At 60.5% G+C, this 26,089-nt stretch carries 26 protein-coding genes; all 26 read right to left on the reverse strand.

All coding sequences use genetic code 11. From position 1 onward, the window contains the following. Position 1: 1 nt before the first annotated feature. The 26 genes from fliR to ACA065_RS21875 all read right to left on the reverse strand — a co-directional run bounded on the left by fliR (position 2) and on the right by ACA065_RS21875 (position 26,068). On the reverse strand, positions 2-787 hold the full coding sequence (gene fliR, locus ACA065_RS21750) for a flagellar biosynthetic protein FliR (protein WP_497691463.1): 786 nt from the start codon (positions 785-787) through the stop codon (positions 2-4). A 4-nt stretch (positions 788-791) separates the two neighbouring features. Beyond that, positions 792-1,061: a flagellar biosynthesis protein FliQ gene (gene fliQ / locus ACA065_RS21755; RefSeq protein WP_003214552.1), complete on the reverse strand. Its 270-nt coding sequence runs from the start codon at positions 1,059-1,061 to the stop codon at positions 792-794. A 4-nt stretch (positions 1,062-1,065) separates the two neighbouring features. Next, positions 1,066-1,809, reverse strand: a complete 744-nt coding sequence (gene fliP, locus ACA065_RS21760) for a flagellar type III secretion system pore protein FliP (RefSeq protein WP_053257296.1) — start codon at positions 1,807-1,809, stop codon at positions 1,066-1,068. Further along, positions 1,809-2,249, reverse strand: a complete 441-nt coding sequence (fliO, locus tag ACA065_RS21765; RefSeq protein WP_497691464.1) for a flagellar biosynthetic protein FliO — start codon at positions 2,247-2,249, stop codon at positions 1,809-1,811. The genes fliP and fliO overlap by 1 nt, the downstream gene beginning before the upstream one ends. 1 nt (position 2,250) lies before the next feature. Next, entirely contained in the window at positions 2,251-2,718 is a 468-nt protein-coding gene (gene fliN, locus ACA065_RS21770; protein ID WP_033900765.1) for a flagellar motor switch protein FliN, read from the reverse strand. Between the two features lie 42 nt (positions 2,719-2,760). Then, the gene (gene fliM / locus ACA065_RS21775; RefSeq protein ID WP_497691465.1) at positions 2,761-3,729 is read right to left on the reverse strand and encodes a flagellar motor switch protein FliM; all 969 of its coding nucleotides are present in this window, start codon (positions 3,727-3,729) and stop codon (positions 2,761-2,763) included. 9 nt (positions 3,730-3,738) lie between these two features. Beyond that, positions 3,739-4,239: a flagellar basal body-associated protein FliL gene (gene fliL / locus ACA065_RS21780; RefSeq protein ID WP_497691466.1), complete on the reverse strand. Its 501-nt coding sequence runs from the start codon at positions 4,237-4,239 to the stop codon at positions 3,739-3,741. 252 nt (positions 4,240-4,491) lie between these two features. Next, entirely contained in the window at positions 4,492-5,844 is a 1,353-nt protein-coding gene (locus ACA065_RS21785) for a flagellar hook-length control protein FliK (protein WP_497691467.1), read from the reverse strand. Positions 5,845-6,927: 1,083 nt separating this feature from the next. After that, entirely contained in the window at positions 6,928-7,272 is a 345-nt protein-coding gene (locus tag ACA065_RS21790) for an Hpt domain-containing protein (protein WP_497691468.1), read from the reverse strand. Between the two features lie 30 nt (positions 7,273-7,302). Further along, positions 7,303-9,021 (reverse strand): SpoIIE family protein phosphatase, encoded by a 1,719-nt coding sequence (locus tag ACA065_RS21795; protein WP_497691469.1) that lies wholly within the window; start codon positions 9,019-9,021, stop codon positions 7,303-7,305. Further along, positions 9,018-9,323 (reverse strand): STAS domain-containing protein, encoded by a 306-nt coding sequence (locus tag ACA065_RS21800; protein WP_497691470.1) that lies wholly within the window; start codon positions 9,321-9,323, stop codon positions 9,018-9,020. The genes ACA065_RS21795 and ACA065_RS21800 overlap by 4 nt, the downstream gene beginning before the upstream one ends. A 1,135-nt stretch (positions 9,324-10,458) precedes the next feature. Continuing rightward, positions 10,459-10,908, reverse strand: coding sequence for a flagellar export protein FliJ (gene fliJ, locus ACA065_RS21805; protein WP_497691471.1), 450 nt, complete (start codon positions 10,906-10,908; stop codon positions 10,459-10,461). Between the two features lie 3 nt (positions 10,909-10,911). After that, the gene (fliI, locus tag ACA065_RS21810) at positions 10,912-12,270 is read right to left on the reverse strand and encodes a flagellar protein export ATPase FliI (protein WP_094951616.1); all 1,359 of its coding nucleotides are present in this window, start codon (positions 12,268-12,270) and stop codon (positions 10,912-10,914) included. Further along, the gene (fliH, locus tag ACA065_RS21815) at positions 12,260-13,024 is read right to left on the reverse strand and encodes a flagellar assembly protein FliH (RefSeq protein WP_497691472.1); all 765 of its coding nucleotides are present in this window, start codon (positions 13,022-13,024) and stop codon (positions 12,260-12,262) included. The genes fliI and fliH overlap by 11 nt, the downstream gene beginning before the upstream one ends. 10 nt (positions 13,025-13,034) lie before the next feature. Continuing rightward, complete coding sequence (gene fliG / locus ACA065_RS21820) at positions 13,035-14,051, reverse strand: flagellar motor switch protein FliG (protein WP_053257308.1); 1,017 nt, start codon at positions 14,049-14,051, stop codon at positions 13,035-13,037. Continuing rightward, positions 14,044-15,819: a flagellar basal-body MS-ring/collar protein FliF gene (fliF, locus tag ACA065_RS21825; protein WP_497691473.1), complete on the reverse strand. Its 1,776-nt coding sequence runs from the start codon at positions 15,817-15,819 to the stop codon at positions 14,044-14,046. Before fliF ends, fliG begins: the two co-directional genes overlap by 8 nt. A gap of 16 nt (positions 15,820-15,835) precedes the next feature. Beyond that, on the reverse strand, positions 15,836-16,165 hold the full coding sequence (gene fliE / locus ACA065_RS21830; protein ID WP_017134937.1) for a flagellar hook-basal body complex protein FliE: 330 nt from the start codon (positions 16,163-16,165) through the stop codon (positions 15,836-15,838). Between the two features lie 133 nt (positions 16,166-16,298). Beyond that, entirely contained in the window at positions 16,299-17,681 is a 1,383-nt protein-coding gene (locus ACA065_RS21835) for a sigma-54-dependent transcriptional regulator (RefSeq protein WP_497691474.1), read from the reverse strand. Between the two features lie 7 nt (positions 17,682-17,688). Then, complete coding sequence (locus ACA065_RS21840) at positions 17,689-18,900, reverse strand: sensor histidine kinase (RefSeq protein WP_497695400.1); 1,212 nt, start codon at positions 18,898-18,900, stop codon at positions 17,689-17,691. A gap of 110 nt (positions 18,901-19,010) precedes the next feature. After that, on the reverse strand, positions 19,011-20,486 hold the full coding sequence (locus tag ACA065_RS21845; protein ID WP_497691475.1) for a sigma-54 dependent transcriptional regulator: 1,476 nt from the start codon (positions 20,484-20,486) through the stop codon (positions 19,011-19,013). Between the two features lie 169 nt (positions 20,487-20,655). Continuing rightward, positions 20,656-20,952 carry a flagellar protein FliT gene (gene fliT / locus ACA065_RS21850; protein WP_177018991.1) on the reverse strand — a complete coding sequence of 99 codons (297 nt, stop codon included), beginning with the start codon at positions 20,950-20,952 and terminating at the stop codon, positions 20,656-20,658. Between the two features lie 24 nt (positions 20,953-20,976). Beyond that, positions 20,977-21,366: a flagellar export chaperone FliS gene (gene fliS, locus ACA065_RS21855; protein ID WP_497691476.1), complete on the reverse strand. Its 390-nt coding sequence runs from the start codon at positions 21,364-21,366 to the stop codon at positions 20,977-20,979. A gap of 141 nt (positions 21,367-21,507) precedes the next feature. After that, a complete protein-coding gene (gene fliD, locus ACA065_RS21860; protein ID WP_497691477.1) occupies positions 21,508-22,908 on the reverse strand; it encodes a flagellar filament capping protein FliD in 1,401 nt (466 codons plus the stop codon). A 79-nt stretch (positions 22,909-22,987) separates the two neighbouring features. Next, positions 22,988-23,347, reverse strand: coding sequence for a flagellar protein FlaG (locus tag ACA065_RS21865; RefSeq protein ID WP_106576448.1), 360 nt, complete (start codon positions 23,345-23,347; stop codon positions 22,988-22,990). A 75-nt stretch (positions 23,348-23,422) separates the two neighbouring features. Beyond that, entirely contained in the window at positions 23,423-24,871 is a 1,449-nt protein-coding gene (locus ACA065_RS21870; RefSeq protein ID WP_497691478.1) for a flagellin N-terminal helical domain-containing protein, read from the reverse strand. Positions 24,872-25,138: 267 nt separating this feature from the next. Then, positions 25,139-26,068: a ketoacyl-ACP synthase III gene (locus ACA065_RS21875; RefSeq protein ID WP_497691479.1), complete on the reverse strand. Its 930-nt coding sequence runs from the start codon at positions 26,066-26,068 to the stop codon at positions 25,139-25,141. Between the last annotated feature and the right edge of the window lie 21 nt (positions 26,069-26,089).

Raw genomic sequence — 26,089 nt, forward strand, 5'->3', positions numbered from 1 at the left:
CTCAACGCGCCCGTGCCAAGTCACGTAAGAACTGCAAGGCGTCACTGGCCAGCGGTTGATACTGATTGAGAATGTCAGCCATGCCGATCCAGAAAATCCCCATGCCCAACACCAGGGTCAGCGGGAAACCAATCGAGAAAATGTTCAGCTGCGGCGCCGCGCGGGTCATCACGCCAAACGCGATGTTGACCACCAGCAGCGCGGTGATTGCCGGCAACACCAGCAACAGCGAAGCGCCCAGCACCCAGCTGAGGCGCCCTACCAACTCCCAGAAATGGTTGACCACCAGCCCGGAGCCCACCGGCAAAGTGATGAAGCTTTCGGTCATGACCTCGAACACCACCAGGTGGCCGTTCATGGCCAGGAACAGCAAGGTCACCAGCATGGTCAGGAACTGCCCGATCACCGCCACCGACACGCCGTTGGTGGGGTCGACCATGGACGCGAAGCCCATGCCCATCTGAATCGAGATGATTTGCCCGGCGATCACAAACGCCTGGAAGAACAACGTGAGCGAGAAGCCCAACAGCGCGCCAATGAGGATTTGCTCGGCAATCAGCAACAACGCACTGAGATCGAGGGCATTCACCGGCGGCATCGGCGGCAGGCCGGGCACGATCACCACAGTGATGGCGAACGCGAAATACAGGCGAATGCGCCGTGGGACCAAGGTGGTGCCGAACACCGGCATGGTCATCAGCACCGCCGTGACGCGGAACATCGGCAGAATAAAAGACGCCACCCAGGTGCTGATCTGGGTGTCGGTCAAGGCCAGCACAGATTGCATGCGGTCAGCCGATCAACTGCGGAATACTGCCGTACAGCTGCAGGATGTATTCCATAAAGGTTTGCACCAGCCACGGGCCGGCGACGATCAAGGTGATCAGCATCACCAGCAAACGCGGGAGGAAGCTCAGGGTCTGTTCGTTGATCTGGGTCGCGGCCTGGAACATCGCCACCAGCAGGCCGACCAACAGGCTCGGCACCACCAGCACGGCGACCATCATGGTGGTCAGCCACAGCGCTTCACGGAACAGGTCGACGGCTACTTCTGGAGTCATGGCGCTACACCCCGCCGAAACTGCTGGCCAGCGTGCCGATAATCAGCGCCCAGCCGTCCACCAGCACAAACAGCATGATCTTGAACGGCAACGAAATAATCAACGGCGAGAGCATCATCATACCCATGGCCATCAGCACGCTCGCCACCACCAGGTCGATGATCAGGAACGGGATGAAAATCATGAAGCCGATCTGGAACGCAGTCTTCAATTCGGAGGTGACAAAGGCCGGCACCAGAATGGTCAGCGGCGCCTGATCCGGGGTGGCGATGTCGGTGCGCTTGGACAAGCGCATGAACAGCTCAAGGTCGCTGGAGCGGGTCTGCGACAGCATGAAGTCCTTGATCGGGCCTTGGGCCTTGTCGATCGCGTCCTGGGCGGTGAGCTTCTCCGCCAGGTACGGCTGCAGGGCTTGCTGGTTCACCTTGTCGAACACCGGCGCCATGATGAACAGCGTCAAAAACAAAGCCATGCCAGTCAGGATCTGGTTCGACGGTGTCTGCTGCAAGCCCAGGGCCTGACGCAAAATCGAGAACACGATGATGATCCGCGTAAAGCTGGTCATCAGCATGACAAACGCCGGGATAAAACTCAGCGCGGTCATGATCAGCAGGATCTGCAGGCTGACCGAGTATTCCTGGGCGCCAGCGGCGTTGGTGCCCAGCGTGATCGCCGGGATCGACAACGGGTCGGCCGCAAACGCCAACGGCGCGGCCAGCAACAGCATGAGCGTCAATAAAACGCGCATTACTTCTTATCCTTCTGATCCTTGCCCAGCAACTCCATCAGGCGCTGGGCGAATTCTGGCGTGGCAGCCTCGGTCTTGACCACCTCCACCGGCGACTTGAGCACGTGCAGCGGGGTGATGCGGCCAGGCGTGATACCCAGCAGAATCTGTTCCTCGCCGACCTGCACCAGCACCAAGCGATCACGCGGGCCAAGGGCGCGCGAGCCGATCATCTCGATGACCTGGCCATTGCCCGGGCCGATGCGCTGCACGCGGCGCATCAACCAGGCCAGCACAAAAATCAAACCGACCACCAGCAACAGGCCCAGCACCAGCTGGGTCAATTGCCCGCCGATGCCACTGCTGACTACGGGCGCCGCAGCCGCCGCTTGCGCGACCGGCTCAGCCGCCAGGGCGCTCAATGGCAGCGCCAGAAACAGTCCCGCCATCGAATACTTCATATCAGCGCAACTTCTTGATGCGTTCGCTCGGGCTGATCACGTCCGTCAGGCGGATGCCGAACTTCTCGTTGACCACCACCACCTCGCCATGGGCGATCAGCGTGCCGTTGACCAGCACGTCCAGCGGCTCGCCGGCCAGGCGGTCGAGCTCGATCACCGAACCCTGGTTGAGCTGCAGCAGGTTGCGGATATTGATTTCGGTGCTGCCCACTTCCATGGAAATCGACACCGGGATGTCGAGGATCACATCCAGGTTCGGGCCATCGAGGGTCACCGGGTCGTTGTTCTTCGGCACGCTGCCGAATTCTTCCATCGGCAGGCGGTTGCCGGCCGGCGCGGTGGCGGCATCGGCGGCCAGTAGCGCGTCGATATCGTCCTGGCCAACATCGCCGGTTTCTTCCAGGGCCGCAGCCCATTCGTCAGCCAGGGCCTGGTCTTCGGCGGAAGTGTTCTCGTGTTCGGTAGCCATTACATGTCCTCGGCGAAGCAAACAATCATAATTGGGGGTGCATCAGCGGCGGTTGATCGGCTCAACCACTTGCAGCGCCAGGTTGCCCTTATGGGAACCCAGCTTGACCTTGAATGACGGCACGCCGTTGGCGCGCATGATCAGTTCTTCCGGCAACTCGACGGGAATGATGTCCCCCGGCTGCATGTGCAAAATATCGCGCAAACGCAACTGGCGACGGGCCACAGTGGCGCTCAAAGGTACGTCGACGTCGAGCAGGTCTTCGCGCAGGGCCTTGACCCAGCGCTCGTCCTGGTCGTCCAGGTCGGACTGGAAACCGGCGTCGAGCATCTCGCGCACCGGTTCGATCATCGAGTACGGCATGGTCACGTGCAGGTCGCCGCCACCGCCATCGAGTTCGATGTGGAAGGTGGAGACCACAATGGCTTCGCTGGGGCCGACGATGTTGGCCATGGCCGGGTTCACTTCCGAGTTGATGTACTCGAAATTGACTTCCATGATCGCCTGCCAGGCTTCCTTCAAGTCGATGAAGGCCTGCTCCAGCACCATGCGCACCACGCGCAACTCGGTGGGGGTGAATTCACGCCCTTCGATCTTGGCGTGACGGCCGTCGCCGCCGAAGAAGTTGTCCACCAGCTTAAACACCAATTTGGCGTCGAGGATGAACAGCGCGGTGCCGCGCAGCGGCTTGATCTTGACCAGGTTGAGGCTGGTGGGCACGTACAGCGAGTGCACGTACTCGCCGAACTTCATCACCTGCACGCCGCCCACCGCCACGTCCGCCGAACGGCGCAGCATGTTGAACATGCTGATACGGGTGTAGCGGGCGAAACGCTCGTTGATCATCTCCAGCGTCGGCATGCGTCCACGGACGATGCGATCCTGGCTGGTCAGGTCATAACTTTTGACGCTACCGGGTTCGGCAGCCATTTCGGTCTGTACCAGACCATCGTCGACGCCATGCAACAGCGCGTCGATTTCATCCTGGGACAGCAGGTCTTGCACGGCCATGTCGTGATCCTACTGCAATACGAAGTTAGTGAAGAGCGCCTGCTCGACCACGACTTTGCCGAGTTCTTTCTGGGCCACTTCCTGCACGCTGGCAGTGACCTTCTGACGCAGCATTTCCTGGCCGACCGGGGTTGCCAAGCTGTCGAAGCTTTGCCCGGAGAACAGCATCACCAGGTTGTTGCGGATCACCGGCATGTGCACTTTGAGCGCATCCAGGTCCGCCTGGTTACGCGCCAGCAAGGTGATGCTCACCTGCAAGTAGCGCTGACGGCCGTTCTGATTGAAGTTGGCAACAAAGGCCGGCAGCATCGGTTCGAAGATTGCCGGTTGCTTGACGTTACTGGCGGTTTCGGCGGCGGGCGCCGGTTTGCTAGCACTGCTGTGCATGATGTACCAGGTGCCGCCAATCGAGGCGCCAATGGCCAGGAGCAGGCCCAGCACGATCAACAGGATAAGCTTGAGCTTGCCTTTGCCTGCGGGGGGAGTTGCTGCGTCGTCGCTCTTCGCCATGCCAATAATCCGTCACTATTCTGGGATTCATAGATCTACGGAAAGGCAAGAGCAAGTGTTATGCCAGAGTTGTCTGCTGATGGGGGATGGATGAAACACCACAGTTCAATGTGGGAGCGGCGGTGCGACGATTCGACTTGCTCGCGAATGCGGTGGGTCAGTCGATGAATCTTTTGACTGACACTGCGCTTTCGCGAGCAAGTCGAATCGTCGCACCGCCGCTCCCACATTTAGACCTGTGTTGGGCTCAGATCAGGCGTAGTAATCGACGGCACTGGAGCCAACTATCGTCTGGGTCACCGGCGCGACCGCCGCTGCCACTTCAGCGTGATCACCGGCATCACCGCCATCGCCGCGACCACCGCTGCCACTCACGCCACGTGCCTGGTTCTGTTGCTGTTGTTCCTGGCCCTGCCCTTGCCAGCCGCGGGACTGGTCGGAGACGTTAACGTCGACCTGCCCCATGCCCTGCTGGGCAAACATTTCGCGCAATCGGCCGGACTGGGTTTCCAACGCTTCACGTACCACCGCGTGACCACTCATGAAGGTGACCTGAGCTTGTTGGTCCGCCGTCATGTTGACCTTGATATCCAGACGCCCAAGCTCGGCCGGCTGCAACTGAATCTCTGCCGACTTGAGGTTGGCGCTGGACAGGTACATCACGCGGTTGACCACTTCCTCGGTCCAGCCACTCTGGTGCATGGCCAACGGCGCATTCGCGACCGGTGGCAACGCATTCGCGGTCTTCGGCGTGGCGGCCTGGGTCAGGGCGGCCAGGCGGTTGGCGAAGTCATCGACGCGGGTGTCGCTGCTGGCGTCTTTCAGATCTTTGAGGCCGCCTTCGATCAAGCCGCTGAAGGCTTTGTCGCCGCCCTGGTCAGTGCTGTCTTTGGTGGCTTGCTGGTCGACCATATTGGCCAGGCCGGCGGCAAAATTCTGCGCGGCGGTGGGCTGGTCCTGGGTCGGCGCCGGTGCGGCCTTCTGCGACGTCTGGCTGCTGGCTGAGACGTGACCGCCCTGCTCCATGGCCAGGCGCACGGCCGGCATCGAATCCAGTGGGTCGGCTGCCGGGTCGAACGACGGTTGCTTGGCATCCTCTGTCGCGGCGACGGGTGCTGCGGCGACCGGCAGGGCCTTGTCGCCCTTGGTCGCGGCTACCGGGGCCGGGGTTTCTACGGGCACGGGAACGGCAACCGGTGTGACGGTGGCAATCAAGGCCGGGTCGACGACCGGGTCAACGGGGGGTTCCTGCACCAGGGACGGGTCAGTGGGTTTGTCGTCGTCACTGCTGGCGCTGTCGTCGGAGGTGGCAGGCGGCTTGGCAGGCAAGGAATTGCCGCTATCGGCAACCGCTGGCGTGCTGGCGGCAGGCTTGTCGTTGCTGGCCGCAGGTTTGGCGCTGGTGTCGGAAGGCTTGTTATTCGCGGGTTTAGCCGGGGTGTCGTCGGTCTTTACCGTGGGTTTCGAGCCTTGGTTGGCAAACACTTGAGCGAAGCCCTGGCCCTTGTCACGCGGGTCCGCAGCCGCTACCGCAGGGGTGGCGGCAGGCGCTTGAGGCTTGGCCGCGGGGGCAGCCTGAAGGAGCGAATTCGGGGCGACTGGCATAGGTAAAGGTCTCCACTGCATTGGGGATCGGGGATGCAGTCATGGAGGTAGAGCAAGAGTTGGGCCAGGTTTATGGTTTTGTGTGTATATCCGTTATTTGCGTAACGGCTGAGATGGGTTCCGCTCTTACAGCGGGTCACTTTTGAAAAGAGCCCAAAAGTAACCAAAAGGCTCTTGCCCCACCACTCGGCACCTCGCCTAGGCTCGGTGTGCCCTCACGCAGGCTTTGGAGCGGGGGCCGCCGCGATGGGCCATCCATGGCCCAGCGCGGCTAAACCGGCGTCCTGCCGGTTTACCCCCGCTCCAAAGCCTGCGTGAGGCCAGCGTGGTTTAACGGGGCGCCTAAGATCAAAATCAAGATCAAGATCTACAGCACGGCGGCCTAATAGCCGACCTGAGTGGTTGAATCAAAAGCAAAGCCAAGGCGGCCTGGCAGCCGACCTGCTCTTGGAAGCTGAACTGGGTTAAATGTGGGAGGGGCTTGCCCGAATGCGGTGTTTCAGTCAGTTTATTTGTAACTGACACACCGCATTCGCGAGCAAGCCCGCTCCCACATTTTGAGCTCAGTACATCAGGTAGATGTGTGTACTCGGTCAAAGGTGGGAGCTGGCTTGCCTGCGATGGCATCAGCTAGGTATGCCTGATGTACCGAGGTGTCTGCATCGCAGGCAAGCCAGCTCCCACAGAAAAGCAGCCCTGCTTTTGATCTGTTCTTGCTGTGCTTTTGCCCTGCTTTTGCTTCAACCACTCAGGTCGGCTACTAGGCCGCCGTGCTGTAGATTTTGATCTTGATCTGACAGGCCCCGTTAACCACGATGGCCGAACGCAGGCTTGAATCCGTGGGTAACCCGGCAGGACGCCGGGTTAGCCGCGCTGGGCCAGGGATGGCCCATCGCGGCGGCCCACGGATTCAAGCCGGAGTGAGGGCATGCCGAGCCTAGGCGAGGCACCGAGTGGTGGGGCAAAGACCTTTTGGTTACTTTTGGCTGGGCCGGCATTCCGGGCGTTTGCCAAAAGTGACCCGCTGTAAGAGCGGAACCCTAAGCGGCCGTTACCGCAGAAATGGATATGTACTCAACCTACCTAAAGCTGAAACCGCTCCCGCTCCGACTCATACATCGGCCGAACCAAAGCAAACTCATGATCAATCTGATCAACCAAGGCGCCCAAGTCCGCCGTAGACTCAACAGACTCCGCTTCCAGCCGCTGACACAACTGCGCCAACCGCACCGCCCCAAGGTTCCCACTGCTACCTTTAAAGCTATGCGCAATCCGCCCCAACGCCTTGGCATCATCGCGCGCCTTGCGCAACGCCTCGACGCGCTTCTGCGAATCGTCCAGAAAGGTATCGAGCAGCTTGGGATACTCGCCCTCCATAACCTCCTGCAAACCCGACAACACATCAGGGTCCATATGAATCTCAGCCACTTGCTCGCTCCTTGATCAAGAATCGGCGGATTATGCCAGAGCCCCCCAGCAAAACTCCACGCACACACTACGCCCGCCATCCGACCAGCGTACATCGCTGCTCAGTTGGCGCACCAGGCTCAAGCCCCGGCCAGACAGACGGTCGACATCCAGAGGCCGAGCCAGCACCTGTTCCACGTCAAACCCAGGGCCGCTGTCTTCAATACGCAACGTCATTTTACCGCCGGTGCCCGTCGGCACCACCTGCACATGCACACGCACATAACCGCTGTTCAATTGCCCCAGCCGCTCATTGCGCTGGCGATAATAGTCGGCAAACCCCAGGGCATCGCGCTTGAGCCGCGAATCCAAGCCCAGCACCCCATGCTCCAACGCATTGGAATACAACTCAGCCATCACGCTGTAAAGCGCCCCGCTCTGCGCGCGCAGGCCGTGTATCTCCAGCAGCAGTTGCAACAGGTACGGCAACGGGTTGTAACTTTTGAGCGTCTGCGCGCGAAATTCAAAACTCACCGACCAGTCCAGCGGGCACGACTGCCCGCTGTCGGCGTACATCGGCTCGGCCGCACGCAACGGCTGGCCGGCCAGCAAAGTGATCTCGACCATGCTGACGTCATCCCGCGCCTGGCCACGAAACGCCGCCAGGGCCTGCTCAATATCTTCGAACAGGCGGTCAGGCTCGCAGTTGGCCGCAAACACCTGCTGCAAGCGCTCGGCGCCGAACAGCTGGTCATTGGCGTCGGCAGTGTCCAACACGCCATCAGAGAGCAAAAACACGCGATCGCCCAAGGCCATGGGCCAGACTTCGGTGCTGTCATCAAACGTTTCGGCCGAGCGCACGCCTAACGGCAAGTGCCGCGACACCAACGGCGTACGCTTGCCCGTGGCGACTTCATGCACATAGCCTTCGGGCATGCCGCCGTTCCACACCTCCACCACGCGCCGCTGGGCACTCAGGCACATCAGCGTGGCGCAGCAAAACATGTCCACCGGCAGGATGCGCTTGAGCTTGGCGTTCATCTCACGCAGGGTCTGCGCCAGGCCGTAGCCCTTGGCGGTCATGCCGTAGAACACTTCTGCCAGCGGCATGGCACCCACGGCGGCCGGCAGCCCGTGCCCGGTGAAGTCGCCAAGCAGCACGTGCATGTCACCCGAGGGCGTGTATGCCGCCAGCAGCAAGTCGCCGTTGAACAACGCATAGGGCGATTGCAGGTAGCGAATGTTCGGCGCCGCGTTGATACAGCCCGAATGCGCCACCTTGTCGAACACCGCCTTGGCGGCCCGCTGCTCATGCAGCAAATAGTTGTGGTGCTTGGCGATCAAGTCACGCTGCTGCAAGACCGTGGCCTGCAGGCGACGCAGGCGGTCCATGGCGTTGATCTTCGCCGCCAGGATCAGTGGGTTGTAGGGCTTGGGCAGGAAGTCATCGCCACCGGCGTCCAGGCATTGGGCCAGGGCTTCGCTCTCGCGCAGCGAAGTGAGGAAGATGATCGGCACCAGTGCTTCGCCCGCCAACTGCTTGATCTGGCGCGCGGCTTCAAAGCCGTCCATCACTGGCATCAACGCGTCCATCAACACCAGCTGTGGGCGCTCGCGGGTGAACACCTCAACGGCTTGCGCGCCGTTCTTGGCGGTGAGTACCTGATGGCCCTGGCGGCGGATAATCGTCGACAGCAACAGCAAATCGGCGGCGCTGTCTTCGGCGATCAGGATCGTCAGCGGTTCAAGGACGGGGGCCAGGTTGCTCAACTGATGTCGAACAGTTTGTCGAAGTTGGAGATGGCGAGGATCTTGCGCACATCGGAATTACTGTTGATCACCTGCACCTCGGCATTATCGCCACCGGCATGGTCACGCAACAGCAGGAGCATGCCCAGGGCCGAACTGTCCATGTAGGTGGCTTCCTTCAAGTCCACCACGTAGACCTCGGGCACCTTGTAGAACTTTTCGTAGGCCTCACGAAAAGCCTGGTGACTGCCGAAATCGAACCGCCCCTTGACCGTGATCATTGCTTTTTTCCCATCCAGGGAGACTTCTGAGACGACTGACATATGACTGCATCCTTGTCATTGGCTATGTGCAACAAGGTTTAGCAGGTGAACCGGATCTGGGCAACACAGCGAATCAAATGTGGTAGCTGGTTTGTTTGCGATGAGCGTAGACATCGATACGTCATTTTCACAGATTGAGTGTTGTGGTTGTCTTGGGGGGCGCTGGGTACATATCCGTTGTTTGGGTGATGGCGGGCATTGGTTCCGCCCTTACGGCGGGTTACTTTTGGAAAAGAGCCCCAAAAGTAACCAAAAGGGCTCTTGCCCCACCACTCGGCACCTCGCCTAGGCTCGGTGTGCCCTCACGCAGGCCAGCGTGGTTTAACAGGGCGCCTAAGATCAAAATCAAGATCAAAAGCAAGAGCACGGCGGCCTAGTAGCCGACCTGAGTGGTTAGATCAAAAGCGAAAGCAGAGGCGGCCTGGCAGCCGACCTGATCTTGGAAGCTGAACTGGGTTAAATGTGGGAGGGGCGGTGCGACGGTTCGACTTGCTCCCGATGGCGGTGTGTCAGTTGATGCACCTGGTGAATGGCCCACCGCATTCGCGAGCAAGCCCGCTCCCACATTTTGAGCTCAGTACATCAGGTAGATGTGTGTACTCGGTCAATGTGGGAGCTGGCTTGTCGGACCGCCGAACCGCTGCGATGGCATCAGCTGGGTATGCCTGATGTACCGAGGTGTCTGCATCGCAGGCAAGCCAGCTCCCACAGAAAAGCAGCTCTGCTTTTGCCCTGTTTTTGCCCTGTTTTTGCCCTGCTTTTGCTTCAACCACTCAGGTCGGCTACTAGGCCGCCGTGCTGTAGATTTTGATCTTGATCTGACAGGCCCCGTTAACCACGCTGGCCGAACGCAGGCTTGAATCCGTGGGTAACCCGGCAGGACGCCGGGTTAGCCGCGCTGGGCCAAGGATGGCCCATCGCGGCGGCCCACGGATTCAAGCCGGAGTGAGGGCATGCCGAGCCTTAGCGAGGCACCGAGTGGTGGGGCAAAGACCTTTTGGTTACTTTTGGGGCGTTTGCCAAAAGTGACCCGCTGTAAGAGCGGAACCATACGAAGCCGTTACCGCAGCAACGGATATGTACTCAATCTACCCAAACCGAGGTGATGCCATCACAGGCAACCCAGCTCCCACAGTTAGTACTGTGATTGACGGGGAAGGCGCTGTGACAGTTCGTCGAGCAGCTTCTGCTCGCGCTTGTCTTCAAGCGCCCGCGCTTCGTCGATATAGCGCTGCACCAGCTTGCGCAAACCTTCGACCCGGGCGAACGCCGCTTGCCAGGCCTCGCGGGCTTTATCGAGGTTGTTCTGGTGCCAGGCCAGGCTCTGGCGCTGTTGGCCAACGGCGGTTTCCAGCTGGTTGAGAAAGCCCTGATAACCCATCAACCACTGGCCGGAGACGCCCTTGCTGCCGCGCTCGATCCATTGCTGCTGGTACTCGCCACGAAAGCGTTCCAGGTCGCCCAGCTTGCTTTCCGCCAGGCGCACCTGGCCCTGAAAATACCCCAGGCGCTGCACAGCGGCTTTTTCGGCCTTTTCGGCCATGTCCACCACTGGGGCCAGGCGTGAAGAACGCGTGCTGGCCATGGCTTAACCGCCTGGCGCCGGAGCGAAGATCGAACCCAGGTGCGCTTCGCTTTCGCCCATGCTGATCTTGTCGTTGAGGCCTTGGCGCAGATAGGTCACCAGTTGCGGTTGCAGGGCAATCGCCAGGTCAGTTTCGCGATCACCACCGGCCACATAAGCGCCGACGCTGATCAGGTCGCGGCTCTGCTGATAGCGCGACCACAGCTGCTTGAAGTGCTGCGCGCGGGCCATGTGTTCCGGCGTGACCACGGCCGGCATCACCCGGCTGATTGAGGCTTCGATGTCGATGGCCGGGTAATGCCCCTCCTCCGCCAAACGCCGCGACAGCACGATGTGGCCGTCGAGCACGCCCCGCGCCGAGTCGGCAATCGGGTCTTGCTGGTCATCGCCTTCGGACAGCACGGTGTAGAACGCGGTGATCGAGCCGCCACCGGCCTCGGCATTACCGGCGCGCTCGACCAGCTTGGGCAGCTTGGCGAACACCGACGGCGGGTAGCCTTTGGTGGCGGGCGGTTCGCCGATGGCCAGGGCGATTTCCCGCTGGGCCTGGGCGAAACGCGTGAGCGAGTCCATCAGCAACAGGACGTTCTTGCCCTTGTCGCGAAAATATTCGGCAATGCGCGTGCAGTACATGGCGGCGCGCAACCGCATCAGCGGCGCATCGTCCGCAGGCGAGGCCACCACCACCGAGCGCTTGAGGCCCTCTTCGCCGAGGCTGTGCTCGATGAATTCCTTTACTTCACGGCCCCGCTCGCCGATCAACCCGACCACGATGATGTCGGCCTCGGTGAAGCGCGTCATCATGCCCAGCAGCACCGATTTACCCACGCCCGTACCGGCGAACAGGCCCAGACGCTGGCCGCGGCCGACCGTCAATAAACCGTTGATGCTGCGAATGCCCACGTCCAGCGGCACGCTGATGGGGTTGCGGTTGAGTGGGTTGATGGTCGGGCCGTCCATCGGCACCCAATCTTCAGCCTTCATCCCGCCCTTGCCATCCAATGCGCGACCGGCGCCGTCGAGCACGCGGCCGAGCATGCTCATGCCCATCGGCAGGCGGCCGGTATCGGCCAAAGGCACCACGCGGGCGCCGGGCGCGATGCCGGCCAGGCTGCCGACCGGCATGAGGAAAATCTTGCTGCCGGAAAAGCCCATCACCTCGGCTTCGACCTGCACCGGGTGGTAGCTGTCGTCGTTGATCACCAGGCAGCGGCTACCCATGGCGGCGCGCAGGCCTTCGGCTTCGAGGGTCAGGCCGACCATACGCAGCAAGCGCCCCTCAAGGATCGGCTGGCCGGGCAACTCAGTGGCCTCGGCGTAGCCGCTCAGGCGCTTGGCGAAGCTGGTGCGATCAAGGCGCATCGGGGGCGTCCAGGTCCACGCTCAGGTCGGGCTCGGCCGGGTGCAGGACTTGTTCGTGGAGCTGGTCAAACAGCTTGGCCATGATCTGGCTGATGCGGGTTTCCACCGTGGCATCGATGCGGCTGTGTTCGGTTTCGACGCGGCAACCACCGGGCAGCAGCGCCGCGTCTTCGACGATGCGCCAGGTTTCTTCGTGGCGCTCGCGCAGGGCTTTGACCTGTTCGAAATCCTGCGGGTTGATGTACAGCCGCACATTGCCGACGCCCAACGGCAGCAGTTTGAGGGCTTCGCGCATCACGCTTTCGATATGGCTGGAATCAAGCATCAGTTCGCGCTGGATCACCTGACGGGCGATGTGTTCGACCAGGCCGACCATGGACTTTTCCAACTGCGAGTCCTGTTCGGCGATAGGGTCGAACAGGCTGCCCATCAAGCGTTCCAGGCTGACCAGCTTGACGCTGAGCGCTTCCTCGGCCTCTTGGCGAACCTTCAGGGTGGTGCTGCGAAAACCGTCTTTTTCACCCGCCGCGAAGCCCTCGTTGTAGGCCTCCTGGCGGATGGCTTCCAATTCTTCGAGGGTCAGTGGCTGGACTTCGTCCAGTGGCACTTCTTCCATTTCCGCAGGCGTTTCAACCACCGGTTCAGGTTCGGGTTCCGGCACATGCGGGTCGAAGCTGGGCAACGACCAGATGTCGAACCCGCCGACATCCCGCGCGCGAATCAGATCGCTGGGCGTCTCATCTTTGTTCGACATGGGAAGCGCCTTAAATCATTTCTTCGCCGCCCTTCCCGCCGAGAACGATTTCTCCGGCTTCGGCCATACGGCGGGCAATGGTGAGGATTTCCTTTTGGGCGGTTTCCACGTCGCTGACGCGCACCGGGCCCTTGGCTTCCAGGTCGTCGCGCAACAGTTCAGAGGCGCGCTTGGACATGTTCTTGAAGATCTTTTCTTTGACGCCTTCGTCCGAGCCTTTGAGGGCCAGTACCAACACGTCGGAGGACACCTCGCGCAGCAACGCCTGGATGCCACGGTCGTCGACATCGGAGAGGTTGTTGAACACGAACATAAGGTCTTCGATCTGGCCGGACAGGGTGTCGTCGATCTCGCGGATCGAGTCCATCAACTGGCCTTCGACCGAGCTGTCGAGGAAGTTCATGATGTCGGCCGCGCGCTTGATGCCACCCAAGGTGGTACGCGAGGCGTTCGAGTTACCCGAGAACTGCTTCTCGAGAATCGTGTTGAGTTCTTTCAGGGCGGCCGGCTGCACGGTGTTCAGCGACGACACGCGCAGGATGATGTCCAGGCGCACTTTATGGTCGAAGTGGCCAAGCACTTCACCGGCCTGGTCCGGGTCCAGATAGGCGACGACGATGGCCTGGATCTGCGGGTGCTCGTAGCGGATCACGTCGGCAACGGCGCGCGGTTCCATCCATTTCAGGCTGTCGAGGCCGCTGGTGTTGCCGCCCAGCAGGATGCGGTCGATCAGGCCGTTGGCCTTGTCTTCGCCCAAGGCCGAGGTGAGCATCTTGCGGATGTAACTGTCGGAGCCGACGCCCAGGCTGGTCTGGTCGCCGACGATCTCGACGAACTCGCTCATCACCTGCTCGACTTGCTCACGGTGCACATTGCGCATTTGCGCCATGGCCACGCCCACGCGTTGAACCTCTTTAGGGCCCATGTGGCGCAGCACTTGTGCGGCGTCGGTCTCACCCAAAGACAGCAGCAACACGGCGGCTTTGTCGACTTTGGTGAGCTTGGCAACAGCGGCTCGATCATTCATCTGCGTTAATCCACTCTTTCACGACCTGGGCCACACGGCCCGGGTCTTCTGCCACCAGACTCTTGATTGCGTTCAACTGAGCGTCATAACCTTCGCTCGGGCTTGGCAACAGGATACTTTGCGGGCCGCCAAGGCTGACGCGGTCGTTGGCCAGTTCGCCGTCCAGGCCGCCCATGCCACCCAACTCGACGTCGCTGCCTGCCAGGGCCAGCTGTTTTTTGCCGTGGCCGGTGATGTTGTTGAGCACCGGGCGCAGCACGCCGAACACCAGCACCAGGATGAACAACACTCCCAGCACTTGCTTGACGATGTCCCAGAACCACGGCTGTGTGTAGAACGACGGGTCGGCGATCACTTCGCCACGCTCGGCGGAGAACGGCATGTTGATCACGCTGACGCTGTCACCACGGCTGGCGTCGAAACCGACGGCGTCCTGCACCAGGCGCGTGAAGCGCGCCAATTCGTCGGCGCTCCATGGCGCACGGGTTACGGCGCCGTCAGCAGCGTTGACCTTGACCTGGTCATCGACCACTACCGACACCGACAGGCGATTGATTTTGCCCTGTTGCTGCTTGGTGTGGCTGATGGAACGGTCGAGTTCGAAGTTCTTGGTGGACTGGTTACGCTTGTCCGCCGGGTAGGGCGCGAGCATCGGCTGGCCGGTGGCCGGGTCCATGATCTGCTGACCGTTGGCGTCCAACAAAGGCTGGCCAGGCTGAATCGCGCCGGCGGTCGCGGCAGCGCCACCAGTGGTTTGCGGTGCCGAAGCCGGGGCTGGCGGCTGGTTGCTCAGGGCACCCGGCACACCTTGCGGGCCATTGCTGGCAGTACGTTGTTCGCTGGTGGACTGCTCACTGCGCAGGGCCGGCTGGTCCGGGTTGAACTGCTCAGACGTCGACTCGACGGCACTGAAGTCCACGTCGGCGGACACTTCGGCCTTGTAGCGGTCGTTGCCCAACACCGGTTGCAGAATGTTGTGCACACGCTGGGTGAGCATGCTTTCCATACGGCGGCTGTAGTCGAACTGCTTGCCGGCCTGGGTCAGCGCGGAGTTCTCGGCCATGTCGGACAGCAGGTTGCCCTTCTGGTCGACCACGGTGATTTGCGACTTGCTCAATTCGGGAACGCTGGTGGCCACCAGGTTGATGATCGCCAGGACTTGGCCAGGCTCCAGGGAGCGGCCGGAAAACAGTTCGACCAACACCGAGGCGCTTGGCTTGCGTTCATCACGCACAAACACCGAGCTTTTCGGAATCGCCAGGTGCACGCGGGCGCCCTTGACGTTATTGAGGCTCGAGATGGTGCGGGCCAGTTCGCCTTCCAGGCCACGACGGTAGCGTGTGGCTTCCATAAACTGGCTGGTGCCCAGGCCTTGGTCCTTATCGAGGATTTCAAAGCCGATGTTGCTGTCGGACGGCGTGACGCCGGCCGCTGCCAATTTCATCCGCGCACGGGCCACGTCGTCGGCCTTGACCAGCAGCGCGCCAGAGTTGGGCTCCACGGTGTAGGCAATGTCGGCGGCGGCCAGGGTTTCCATGATCTGCTTGGAATCCATGCCGGCCAGGCTGCCGTACAGCGGGCGGTAATCAGGTTGCTGCGACCACAGCACCACGGCAAAACCAATCGCCACGCTGGCAGCCAGGCCGACCATCAGGCCCACCTGACGCAACATGGTCATTTCGGAGAGGTTTTCCAGGAACGACAGGCCGAACAGCGGCGGCTTGCCGTCTGCCTTGGCGGGTACGTTGTCCACGACTGCTTCTGCCATGACTTAAATCTCGTCCTTAAACCGGCATCTGCATGATGTCTTGATAAGCCTGAACCAGCTTGTTACGCACTTGGGTCAAGGCCTGAAAGGAAACGCTGGCCTTTTGCGAGGCCACCATCACATCGGTAAGGTCCACGCCGCTTTTGCCGATCTCGAAGGCGGTAGCCAACTGACTGGATGCTTGCTGGGTATCACTGACTTTATTGATTGCCTGACCGAGCATGTCGGCAAAACTGCTTTGGCCCAATTCCGGCGCTGGCGCGACAGATTTCGGTTGAGCCATGGCATCCATTTGCATGGAGCGCATATCCAACATCAACCGATTGAACTCAATACCCTGGCTCATGACCTTCTCTCTCCGACGACCCGCAATTTTTTGACACTACGTAGCGGTTACTAGGGGTGGTAGCAACAAGGGTGCCAGCTCCGTGGCGATTCGTAAGAAAAGGCGACAAACCCTGTCGGCCCGATGCTTTTTTTCAGGTGGCGAAGAGGTAGGCTTCCACGTCCATTCCCGCGTCACGCATCTGCGCCAGCTTGTAGCGCAAGGTGCGCGGGCTGATGCCTAAGCGTTCGGCCGCCTCTTTGCGGCGGCCGCGCTCTGAGCGCAGGGTGTCGATGATCATCTGGAATTCGCGGCGCCGCAGGTCGTCGCCCAGGCCGCCAGCGGATTCGGCTTCGACAGCCACCACAGGCGCTGGCGCCAGGCTCGGCAGCGGCGCCACACCGCTGCTGCCCATGGCCAGGCAGAAGTCCTGCGGCTGGATCAGCCCGCCCTGCTGCAAGATCAGCGCGCGCTGGATGGCGTTATCCAATTCGCGCACGTTGCCGGGCCATGGGTAGCTGATCAGGCAGGCCTGGGCTTCGGCCGACAGCCGTGCCTGGGCGTGCTTCATTTTTTTGACGTGGTTGTTCAACAGGCGCTCGGCCAGCGGGATGATGTCCGCCGGGCGTTCGCGCAATGGGCGCCAGGCAAGCGGGAACACCGAGAGCCGGTAGAACAAGTCTTCACGAAAGCGCCCCGCCGCCACTTCGCGCGCCAAATCACGGTTGGTGGTGGCGACCACGCGGATATCCAACTGGATCGGCTTGCGCGCGCCGACGCGCTCCACTTCACGCTCCTGCAGCACGCGCAGCAACTTGGCTTGCAGGCCTAGAGGCATTTCCGAGATTTCGTCGAGCAGGATGGTGCCGCCGTCGGCCTGTTCAAACTTACCGGCCTGGGCGGCGATGGCGCCGGTGAACGAGCCCTTCTCGTGGCCGAACAAGGTGGCTTCAAGCATGTTGTCGGGGATGGCCGCGCAGTTGATCGCGATAAACGGTTGTTTGGCGCGGCTGGATTGCTGGTGGATATAACGCGCCAGCACTTCTTTACCCGTGCCGGACTCGCCGGAAATCAACACCGTGGAATCGCTGCGCGCCACGCGGGCCGCCAGCTCCAGCAACTGGGCGCTGGCCGGCTCAAAGGCAATCGGACCTTCGCCGTCGCTGGCCGGGACCACGCCGAGGGCATGCCGGGCGACCAGTTCGATCAGCGCCTTGGGCTCAAACGGCTTGACCAGGTAATCCGCCGCGCCTTGGCGCATGGCGTCCACCGCCCGCTCCACGGCGCCATGGGCGGTCATCAGCAGCACCGGCAGTTGCGGCTGGCGCGCACGCAGCAGGCCGAGCAACTGGTGACCGTCCATGCCGGGCATGTTCACATCGCTGACCACCAAGCTGAAGGATTCTTGCTCAACGGCCTGCAAGGCGTCCTCGGCAGAACCGACCGCCCGGTAGTCATGGCCCGCCAACAGCAGCGTGTCAGCCAATGCTTCACGCAGGGCGCGATCGTCTTCGACCAATAAAACCTTGATAGCCATAGTCCTTTTACTCCGCGCTTGCCGCGCTGGAAAACAGCGGCAAGGTCATCAATGCACAGGTGCCACGCCCCAACCGGGAGTGCAGCTGCAATTCTCCCTGATGCGCACGCGCCACTGCCTTGACCACGGTCAGGCCCAGGCCTGTGCCGTTGGTCTTGGTGGTAAAAAAGGGTTCGCCCAGGCGCTGCAGCACCCGTGGGTCGATGCCGCTGCCGCTGTCGCTGATGCACAGTCGCAGGGTTTGCCCGCGGCTGTACAAGTGCACTTTGAGACGCGCACCAGGGCCGCTGGCCTGGGTGGCGTTTTCGATCAGGTTAAGCAAGGCGCCGACCAGCGTGTCGCGATTGCACAGCAACTCGCCAAGGTGGCTGTCGCACTGCCAACGCACGCTGACATCCTGGATATGCGTGGCCGCTGCCGCTTGCAGCGACTGCATCAAGGCGGACGGTGTGATGCGGTCAGTCAGCGGCAATTCGCCGCGGGCAAACACCAGCATGTCGCGCACCTGATGCTCCAATTCATGCAGGCGCTCCTTGAGGCGACCGGCAAATCGTTGGTGGGTGGCGGCTGGCAATTGCTCATCAGTCAAATGACTGGCGTAGATCAGCGCCGCCGACAGCGGCGTACGGATCTGATGCGCCAAAGAAGCGACCATCCGCCCCAGCGACGACAAGCGCTCATGGCGCGCCAGCTGGTCTTGCAGGTGACGGGTTTCAGTCAGGTCGTTGAGCAACACCAGTTGGCCGGGCTCAGCGTCCAGGGAACGGGTGGCGATGGACAGGCGGCGGCCGTCCTTGAGGGAGATTTCATGGCCGTCGTCTTCACGCGGCGCGAAGCAGCGCGTAATGACGTGGCGCCACAGCTCGCCTTCAAGCGGTTCGCCGAGCAAGTCACGTGCGGCCGGGTTGGCTTCGCGAACGCGGCCCATCTCATCAATGACGATCACGCCACCGGGCAACAGGTCGAGGAGGTTTTGCAGACGGTTGGCCAGGCGCTCTTTTTCGGCCAGCTCTTCCATGCGCTGGGCACTGACCACCGCCAACTCGCCTTTAAGCTCGGAAACCCGGGCTTCCAGCAAGCTGTAGGAATCAGTCAGTTGGCTCGACATCTGGTTGAACTGCGAGAACGCCTGTTCAAGACCCTGCCGGGCAAGCGGCTCTGCGGACGGAACAAGCCCCGGAATAGCAGGGGCTGAAGAAAGTTGGGCGGCGTGGGGCATCATGCTCTCTCGCTTGGCTGACCGTCAGTTAAACGGAACGTTGCGAGGGATGTAGCAATACCCGTGCCGAAAAAAATAAGCTTAGTTTTCAGCTAGTTAAAAAACAGGCGTCAATCATCCGCCTGTTCATCACCTTCTCGACGGCTCATGCCGTACTTGCGCATCTTCTCAACCAGGGTGGTTCGGCGGATACGCAAGCGTTCGGCGGCGCGCGCGACAATGCCGTTGGCATCGTCCAGCGCCTGCTGAATCAGGCCTTGTTCGAGGCTACCGAGGTAGTCTTTCAAGTCGAGGCCTTCCGGCGGCAGCATGGCGGTGGAACCGAAGTCCGGCGTATGGCCGTTGATGGCCACGCGCTCTTCCAGGTCGCTGCGCAGGCTGTCCACCAGTTGCTCGTCTTCGTCGTCGACGTAGCGGAATTTTTTCGGCAACTCGACCACGCCGATCACACCGTAGGGGTGCATGATCGCCATGCGCTCCACCAGGTTGGCCAGCTCACGGACGTTGCCCGGCCAGCCGTGGCGGCACAGGGACATGATGGCGGCGGAGTTGAAGCGAATCGAGCCGCGCTTTTCGTGTTCCATGCGCGAAATCAGTTCGTTCATCAGCAACGGGATGTCTTCCACGCGTTCACGCAGCGGGGCCATCTCGATTGGGAATACGTTGAGGCGGTAGTACAGGTCTTCGCGGAAGCTGCCGACCTCGATCATGCTTTCGAGGTTCTTGTGGGTGGCCGCGATGATGCGCACGTCGACGCTCTGGGTCTTGTTGCTGCCCACGCGCTCGAAGGTGCGCTCCTGCAGTACGCGCAGCAGCTTGACCTGCATCGGCAGTGGCATGTCGCCAATTTCGTCGAGGAACAGGGTGCCGCCATTGGCCAGTTCGAAACGCCCGGCACGGCTGGTGATCGCCCCGGTGAAGGCGCCCTTCTCGTGGCCGAACAATTCGCTTTCGAGCAGCTCTGCCGGGATCGCCCCGCAGTTGACTGGCACAAAGGGCCCGTCGCGGCGCTTGGAGTGATAGTGCAGGTTACGCGCAACCACTTCCTTGCCGGTGCCGGACTCGCCGAGGATCAGCACGCTGGCGTCGGTGTCGGCCACTTGCTGCATCATTTGGCGCACGTGCTGGATCGCACGGCTGGTGCCGACGAGGCTGCGGAACAGGTTGGGTTCGCGGTGACGACCGCGCTCGCGGGCCTGGTCATACATCTCGCGGTAAACCTGGGCGCGATGCAGGGAGTCGAGCAATTTGCTGTAGCTGGGCGGCATTTCCAGGGTCGAAAGCACGCGGCGGCGCTGGTCTTCCGGCAGGTCGACAGAAGAAACATCACCCATTAGCAATACCGGAAGGAACTCATCCCAGGTCGACAGTGTCTTTAACAAGCCCAGAACTGCGCCAGGAGCGTTTACCGTCCCGATCAGCACACAAATGACTTCACGGCTCGATGACAAAGAGCTGACCGCCTGCTGCCAATCATGGCTGCCGCAGGGTAAATTTTCCTCACCAAGAAAATTTAAAATCACCGCTAAGTCGCGGCGGCGGACGCTATCGTCATCGATCAGCAGAATTTTGGTTTCACGCCACATGCAATAGCAACTTCCCTAGTAAAACTTCCTGCCCCAGAGTGAGGGCAATCAAGACGCCTGTAAGATTCTTACCCTACTAGACGTCTGAAATCTGAAAACAGCACTAGTTAAGTCAAAAATGCTGGCACAGTCAAATATATGACGCGCCGTTCGGACTAACTGAGCCCATTCAGCCGAACAGATGGTAAACCTTTGACGCGTTTTCCGCTCGGTTGATCTGCGACATCTCTTCGAAAATCGCCTGGCGCTCGCCAGTGGTCACTTCAAGCAACTGCTGATACACCGCCAACAAGCTCTCCAGCTTTTCCCGCAGGGCATCCTCGTCCACCGGCGCGTTATTGAGCGCCTCATCGATCACAGCACGGCAGCCCATGTCCAGTTCGCCGATAGCGTCCCAGTTACGTGCAGCCAATGCGTCGACCAAGGCTTCGCGGGTTTCGTCAATCCGTTGCAGGGCGTGGCTCATGACATCATCCTCAGGCCGAAAGGCCTACAGTGTTGCAATACCGTCCCAGCCTTCCTTGAGCGTAATCATCAAGCCGGCTACTTCGTCGATCATGGTGACATCGCTCTTGCTGTTTGCTTCCAGCAGGCGCGTGGTCATGTAGGCGTACAGGTTGTCCAATTGCTGCAAGGCGGCCGGGTCTTCGGTTTTTTCCGGGTTCAAGCCGTCACGCAAGCCGATCAGGATGTCGATCGCCTTGCCCAGCAGCAGGCCTTTTTGCGCGATATCACCACGAGCCAGGGCGCCTTTGGCCTGAGCCATGCGATCCAACGCGCCTTCCATCAACATCTGGACCAGACGGTGTGGGCTGGCTTCGGAGATCTGGGCATGGGAATTGACCTTCTGGTATTGGCGAAGGGCTCTCATGGGATTCATGTTTCTACCTCGTGACAGGCAACAGCTAAATAGGATGGGCTCTGACTAATATGTCGACGGGGTCGCAAAAAACTTTAACCCGCAAGTCGGCTGAAGGCGGCGCCCGAGGGTGGCATTCACCACCGGGCGGCTTCATCGGGATCAGCTGTCCGAAGACGACTTGTTCAGCGCGTTGAGCGTGGTCATGACGCTGGAACGTTGACTGGTGAGCTGGGCCACCAGGTTGTTCATCGTCGTGTATTTGGCGGTCAGGCTAGTCTTCAGGGCGGCCATGCGCGCGGTCAGGGTGTCCTGCTGGTTTTGCAGGTCCTTGAGGTTATCCGACAGGGTCGAGGAGCGCGTGGCGAGCACGCCGGTGTTGCTCAGCGCATAGCTGTCGGTCGCGGTTTTCATGCGCGCCAGCAGGCCATTGTCACCATTGAAGATGCCGCCGATGTCGGTAGGGTTGGTGGCAATCGCTGCACCAAACACCTTGTCGTCAATGCTCAGCTTGCCGGTGCCCGAGTCAGTGTTCACACCAAACTGAGCCAGGGACTTCAATGTACCCGTGCCCGACAGTGCGTTCATCTGCGCGCGCAGGGACGACTGCAAAGTGCGCATGGTGGCATCGCCGGTCAGCGCAGACGGCGTGGTCGAACCATCGGCGTTGGTGGTGATTTTGGTTTCAGTATTGATCGCCGTCATCAAGGCGTTATAGGTATCGACAAAGCCCTTTACCGAGCTTTTGAGGGTGTCGTTGCTACGGGTCACCGTGATGGTCGATGCAATTCGCTTGGAAATATCGGTGACGCCGGTAGGCAGCGGCGACACCGCCGTCAACTTGATGCTCACACCACTGATCGCGTCGGTCAGGGTATTGCTCTTGGACTCTTGGGAGGTGCCGTCAATGGTGTATTTCGCATTCTGCGGCGGCTCGCCCACAACCGAGGCGCCAGCCTGCAGACCGGAGTTACCACCCAGGGTAATGTCGGTGCCGGCACCGGTATTGGTCGAGGTCACGACCAGACGCGAACCGGTGGAGTCAGTCAGGATGTTGGCACTCAGGCCTGCACTGCTGTATTGCGCGTTGATCGAGTCACGCACTTGCTGCAACGTCGCACCCGGCGGAACACTCACCCCGTAACTCTGACCTGACTGGGAAATTTCCAGGGTGGTCGCGGTAGTACCAGAGTTGACGACGGTCTTCGCCCCGCCCGCATAGTTCTGGGTAGCGATCTTCGAGGAGGTCGCCAACTGGTTGACCACCAGCGAATAGCTGCCAGCGGACGCACCAGCACCCAAGGTAACAGTGGAGACGTTTGCATCCGATGTGGACGCCGTGAGGCCGCCGATGCTGGCGTCCTTGGCCATGTTGTCCATGGCGCCGCGGAAGGCATCCAGTGCCGCTTGAATCTTGCCGATCGAGGACAGCTGGGCAGTCGACGTTTGCGTCTGCTTGTTGATCTGCGACTGCTTGGGCGCTTGTTCAGCATTCACCAAGGCCGTAACGATCGACTCGGTATTAATCCCCGTAACCGGGCCGCTTACCGTGATATCACCCATGACACTTCTCCTGATCGGGGCTGGCGCTTTATTGACGGACGACGCCTCAAGCAGCTACAGCAACAAAATTCATGCCAGCTCAGACTTTCGCGTCGAACAACACACTGCTGGCGTCGTGAAGGCTTTGTGCGAGTTTCAATGCCGTTTCCGAAGGGATCTGACGAATGACCTCGCCACTGTCGGTCGCAATGACCTTGACCACCACCTGATGGGTGGAGTCATCAATGGAAAAATCCAGGTTGCGCTGGGCAGCCTGGACGAATTTGCGAATATCCGTTACCGCCTGTTCAAGGTCGGAGGATTTCGAGTCTTGCTTGGGTTCGCCCGTGGCAACCGTAGGGTCTACCTTGGTTTTCTGCGGGTCGGCTGTCACAGGGGCAGGTGCGCTCTGCGGCGCCGCTGCTGGATAAGACAGGTTCAGCTTTACACTCATGTCCATGTCCAATCTCCTCATCACGCAAAAGACAAAAGGGCACGTAAACGCGCCCTTCCGTCAGTCATCTACCGATGGCTATTACTGAAGCAGCTTCAGTACAGCGGATGGCAGTTGGTTGGCCTGGGACAGGATCGCAGTGGAAGCCTGTTGCAGGGTTTGTTGCTTGGTCAACTGAGCAGTTTCTGCAGCGTAGTCAACGTCCTGGATCTGACCGCGAGCGGCGCTGGAGTTGTCCGAGATGCTCTGCAGGTTGGCAACGGTGTTGTCGAAACGGTTTTGTACAGCACCGAGGCCGGCACGCTGGGAGTCGATGTCGGAGATCGCCTGGGTGATCACGTCGATCGAGTTCTGTGCGTTGGCAGCAGTGGTGATGTCAGTGTTGTTGACGGTAGTTTTGGTGGAGTTGGCAGCGGTTGCAGCACCAGCTGCAAACAAACCAGCCACGCCTGGGCCGCTCAGCGAGTAGCTGCTGGAGGAGTTCAGCGACACTGCACCAGTGGCGATGATCGGACCGGCATCCAGTGCAACGGCAGTGCCGGCAGTACCGGTACCATCCAGGGTGGCAACCTTGATACCAGCAACAGCACCGGCGTCGCCAGCGTTGAAGGTCAGGTTCTCACCGGTATCGGACTTGACCGACAGGGCGTTGGTGGTCGAATCGTAGTTAACGCTGATGCCCAGCTTGGCAGCGTTGGACTTCAGTTGGTCAGCCAGGTCGGAAGCACTGGTCACGCCAGTGAACTGGACCGCAGCACCGGAGCCGACTTTCAGAGTGAAGTTGGCGCTGGCAGGGGTTGCACCGGCAATGGCAGTGGAGTCAACAGTGAACTGAGCAACAGTGCTGGCGGTAGCAGCCAGGCCGCCGACAGCGCCGTTCATTTGCGCAGCGATCTGCTTGGCAGAAGCACTAGGAGCGATGGTCACGTCCTTGGACTGGCCGCCACCGGTAACGGTGATCAAGCCGCCGGCAACGCCGGTCGCGCTTGGAGCAACGCCTTGGGATTTCAGCTGCTGCGAACCAATGTTGTTGGCTGCAACGTTACCGATGCTCATGTCGATGGTCTGATTGGCGTTGGCGCCGACCTGGAACGAAGTAGTACCGAAAGAACCGTCCAGCAGGTTCTTGCCACCGAAAGTAGTGGTGGTTGCGATACGGGTCAATTCAGCAGTCAGAGCGGCGTATTGAGCCTGGTTCGACTTACGGTCTTCAGCGCTTGGCGAGCCGTTGGCGGATTGCAGAGCCAGGGTACGCATGCTTTGCAGGATGTTGGTGGACTGCTGCATTGCGCCTTCAGCGGTCTGAGCAATCGAGCTGCCGTCGTTGGCGTTCTTGATTGCAACGCCCAGGCCGTTGATTTGGCTGGTCAGACGGTTGGAGATTTGCAGGCCGGCCGCATCGTCTTTGGCGCTGTTGATACGCAGGCCGGAGGACAGACGCTGCATGGAAGTTTGCAGAGCGCCGGAAGCCTTGTTCAGGTTGTTCTGAACGTTCAACGAAGCAAGGTTAGTGTTTACTGTTAAAGCCATGACGAAATCCTCGTGGGTGGTGTACTGCGGCTTCCGGCCCTGGCAACCGCCGGGTGTGGCCTAGAGAACCTTCGTAATAGTTATCGTCGTGAATGCAGGTCTCTTGAGGACTTTTTTGATTTTTTTTACTAGCACCGGGCCACCCCTTGTAATTCAAGCATTTACGATAGCGCAAAGTCCCGCAATTGCTGGGTTTTCTGGCGTCAAATAAAAAACGCCCAGGCTTTCTCAAGCCTGGGCGTTTTTGTGTGCGGCGCTATCAGGAGGTCACGAACGATAAAGAATCGCCGAACCCCACGACAAACCGACACCAAAGCCACTGATTGCAACACGCTTCCAGTCGCCATCCATCATGTGCTTTTCCAGCAGCAGCGGAATGCTCGAAGACACGGTATTGCCGGTCTCAACCATGTCCTTGATGAATTTCTCCACCGGGGCGTCTTCAAAACGTCGCGCCACGGCGTCAACAATTGCCGCACTGCCCTGGTGGATGCAGAACGCGTCGATCTCGTCGGCCTTAAGCTGCGACTCGTTGAGCAACTCGTGCAAATGCGCCGGCACCTTGAGCAGGGCGAAGTTGAACACCTGGCGGCCGTTCATGAAAAACACACCATCGCTGACCTTCAGGTGCGGCGCACCGGAACCGTCGGTGCCGAACTTCGCCTTGCCCAGCAGCCACGGGGCGTCTTCGCCCATCCAGGTAGCGGTGGCGGCATCGCCGAACAGCATGGTGGTGTTGCGGTCTTCCGGGTCGACGATCTTCGAATACGGGTCAGCGGTGATCAGCAGGCCGTTTTTCAGGCCGGTTGCCTCCATGAAGCCCTTCATCGCATAAATGCCGTAGACGTAGCCGGAGCAGCCCAGGGAGATATCAAAGGCGGCCACGTGGGTCGGCAGGCCCAATTTGTCCTGGACGATGGCGGCCGTGTGGGGCAAGCCCTCTTCGTCGCCGTTCTGGGTCACGACGATGACCGCATCAATGGAATCACGCGACAGTTGCGGGTTGGCAGCAAACAAGGCATTCACCGCCTCGACACACAGGTCGGAGGTTTCCTGCGCAGCATCCTTGCGCGGCAGGAACGCCGAACCGATCTTGCCGATGATGAAATCTTCATCCTTGGCGAATTTGGCGCCTTGGGCGTAGTTATCGACCCCGTCTGCCGGCACGTAACTGGCGATGCTTTTTATGCCAATCATTGTGGCTTCCCAATACTAAAT

This window comes from Pseudomonas sp. LBUM1640 (genome assembly GCF_059716225.1).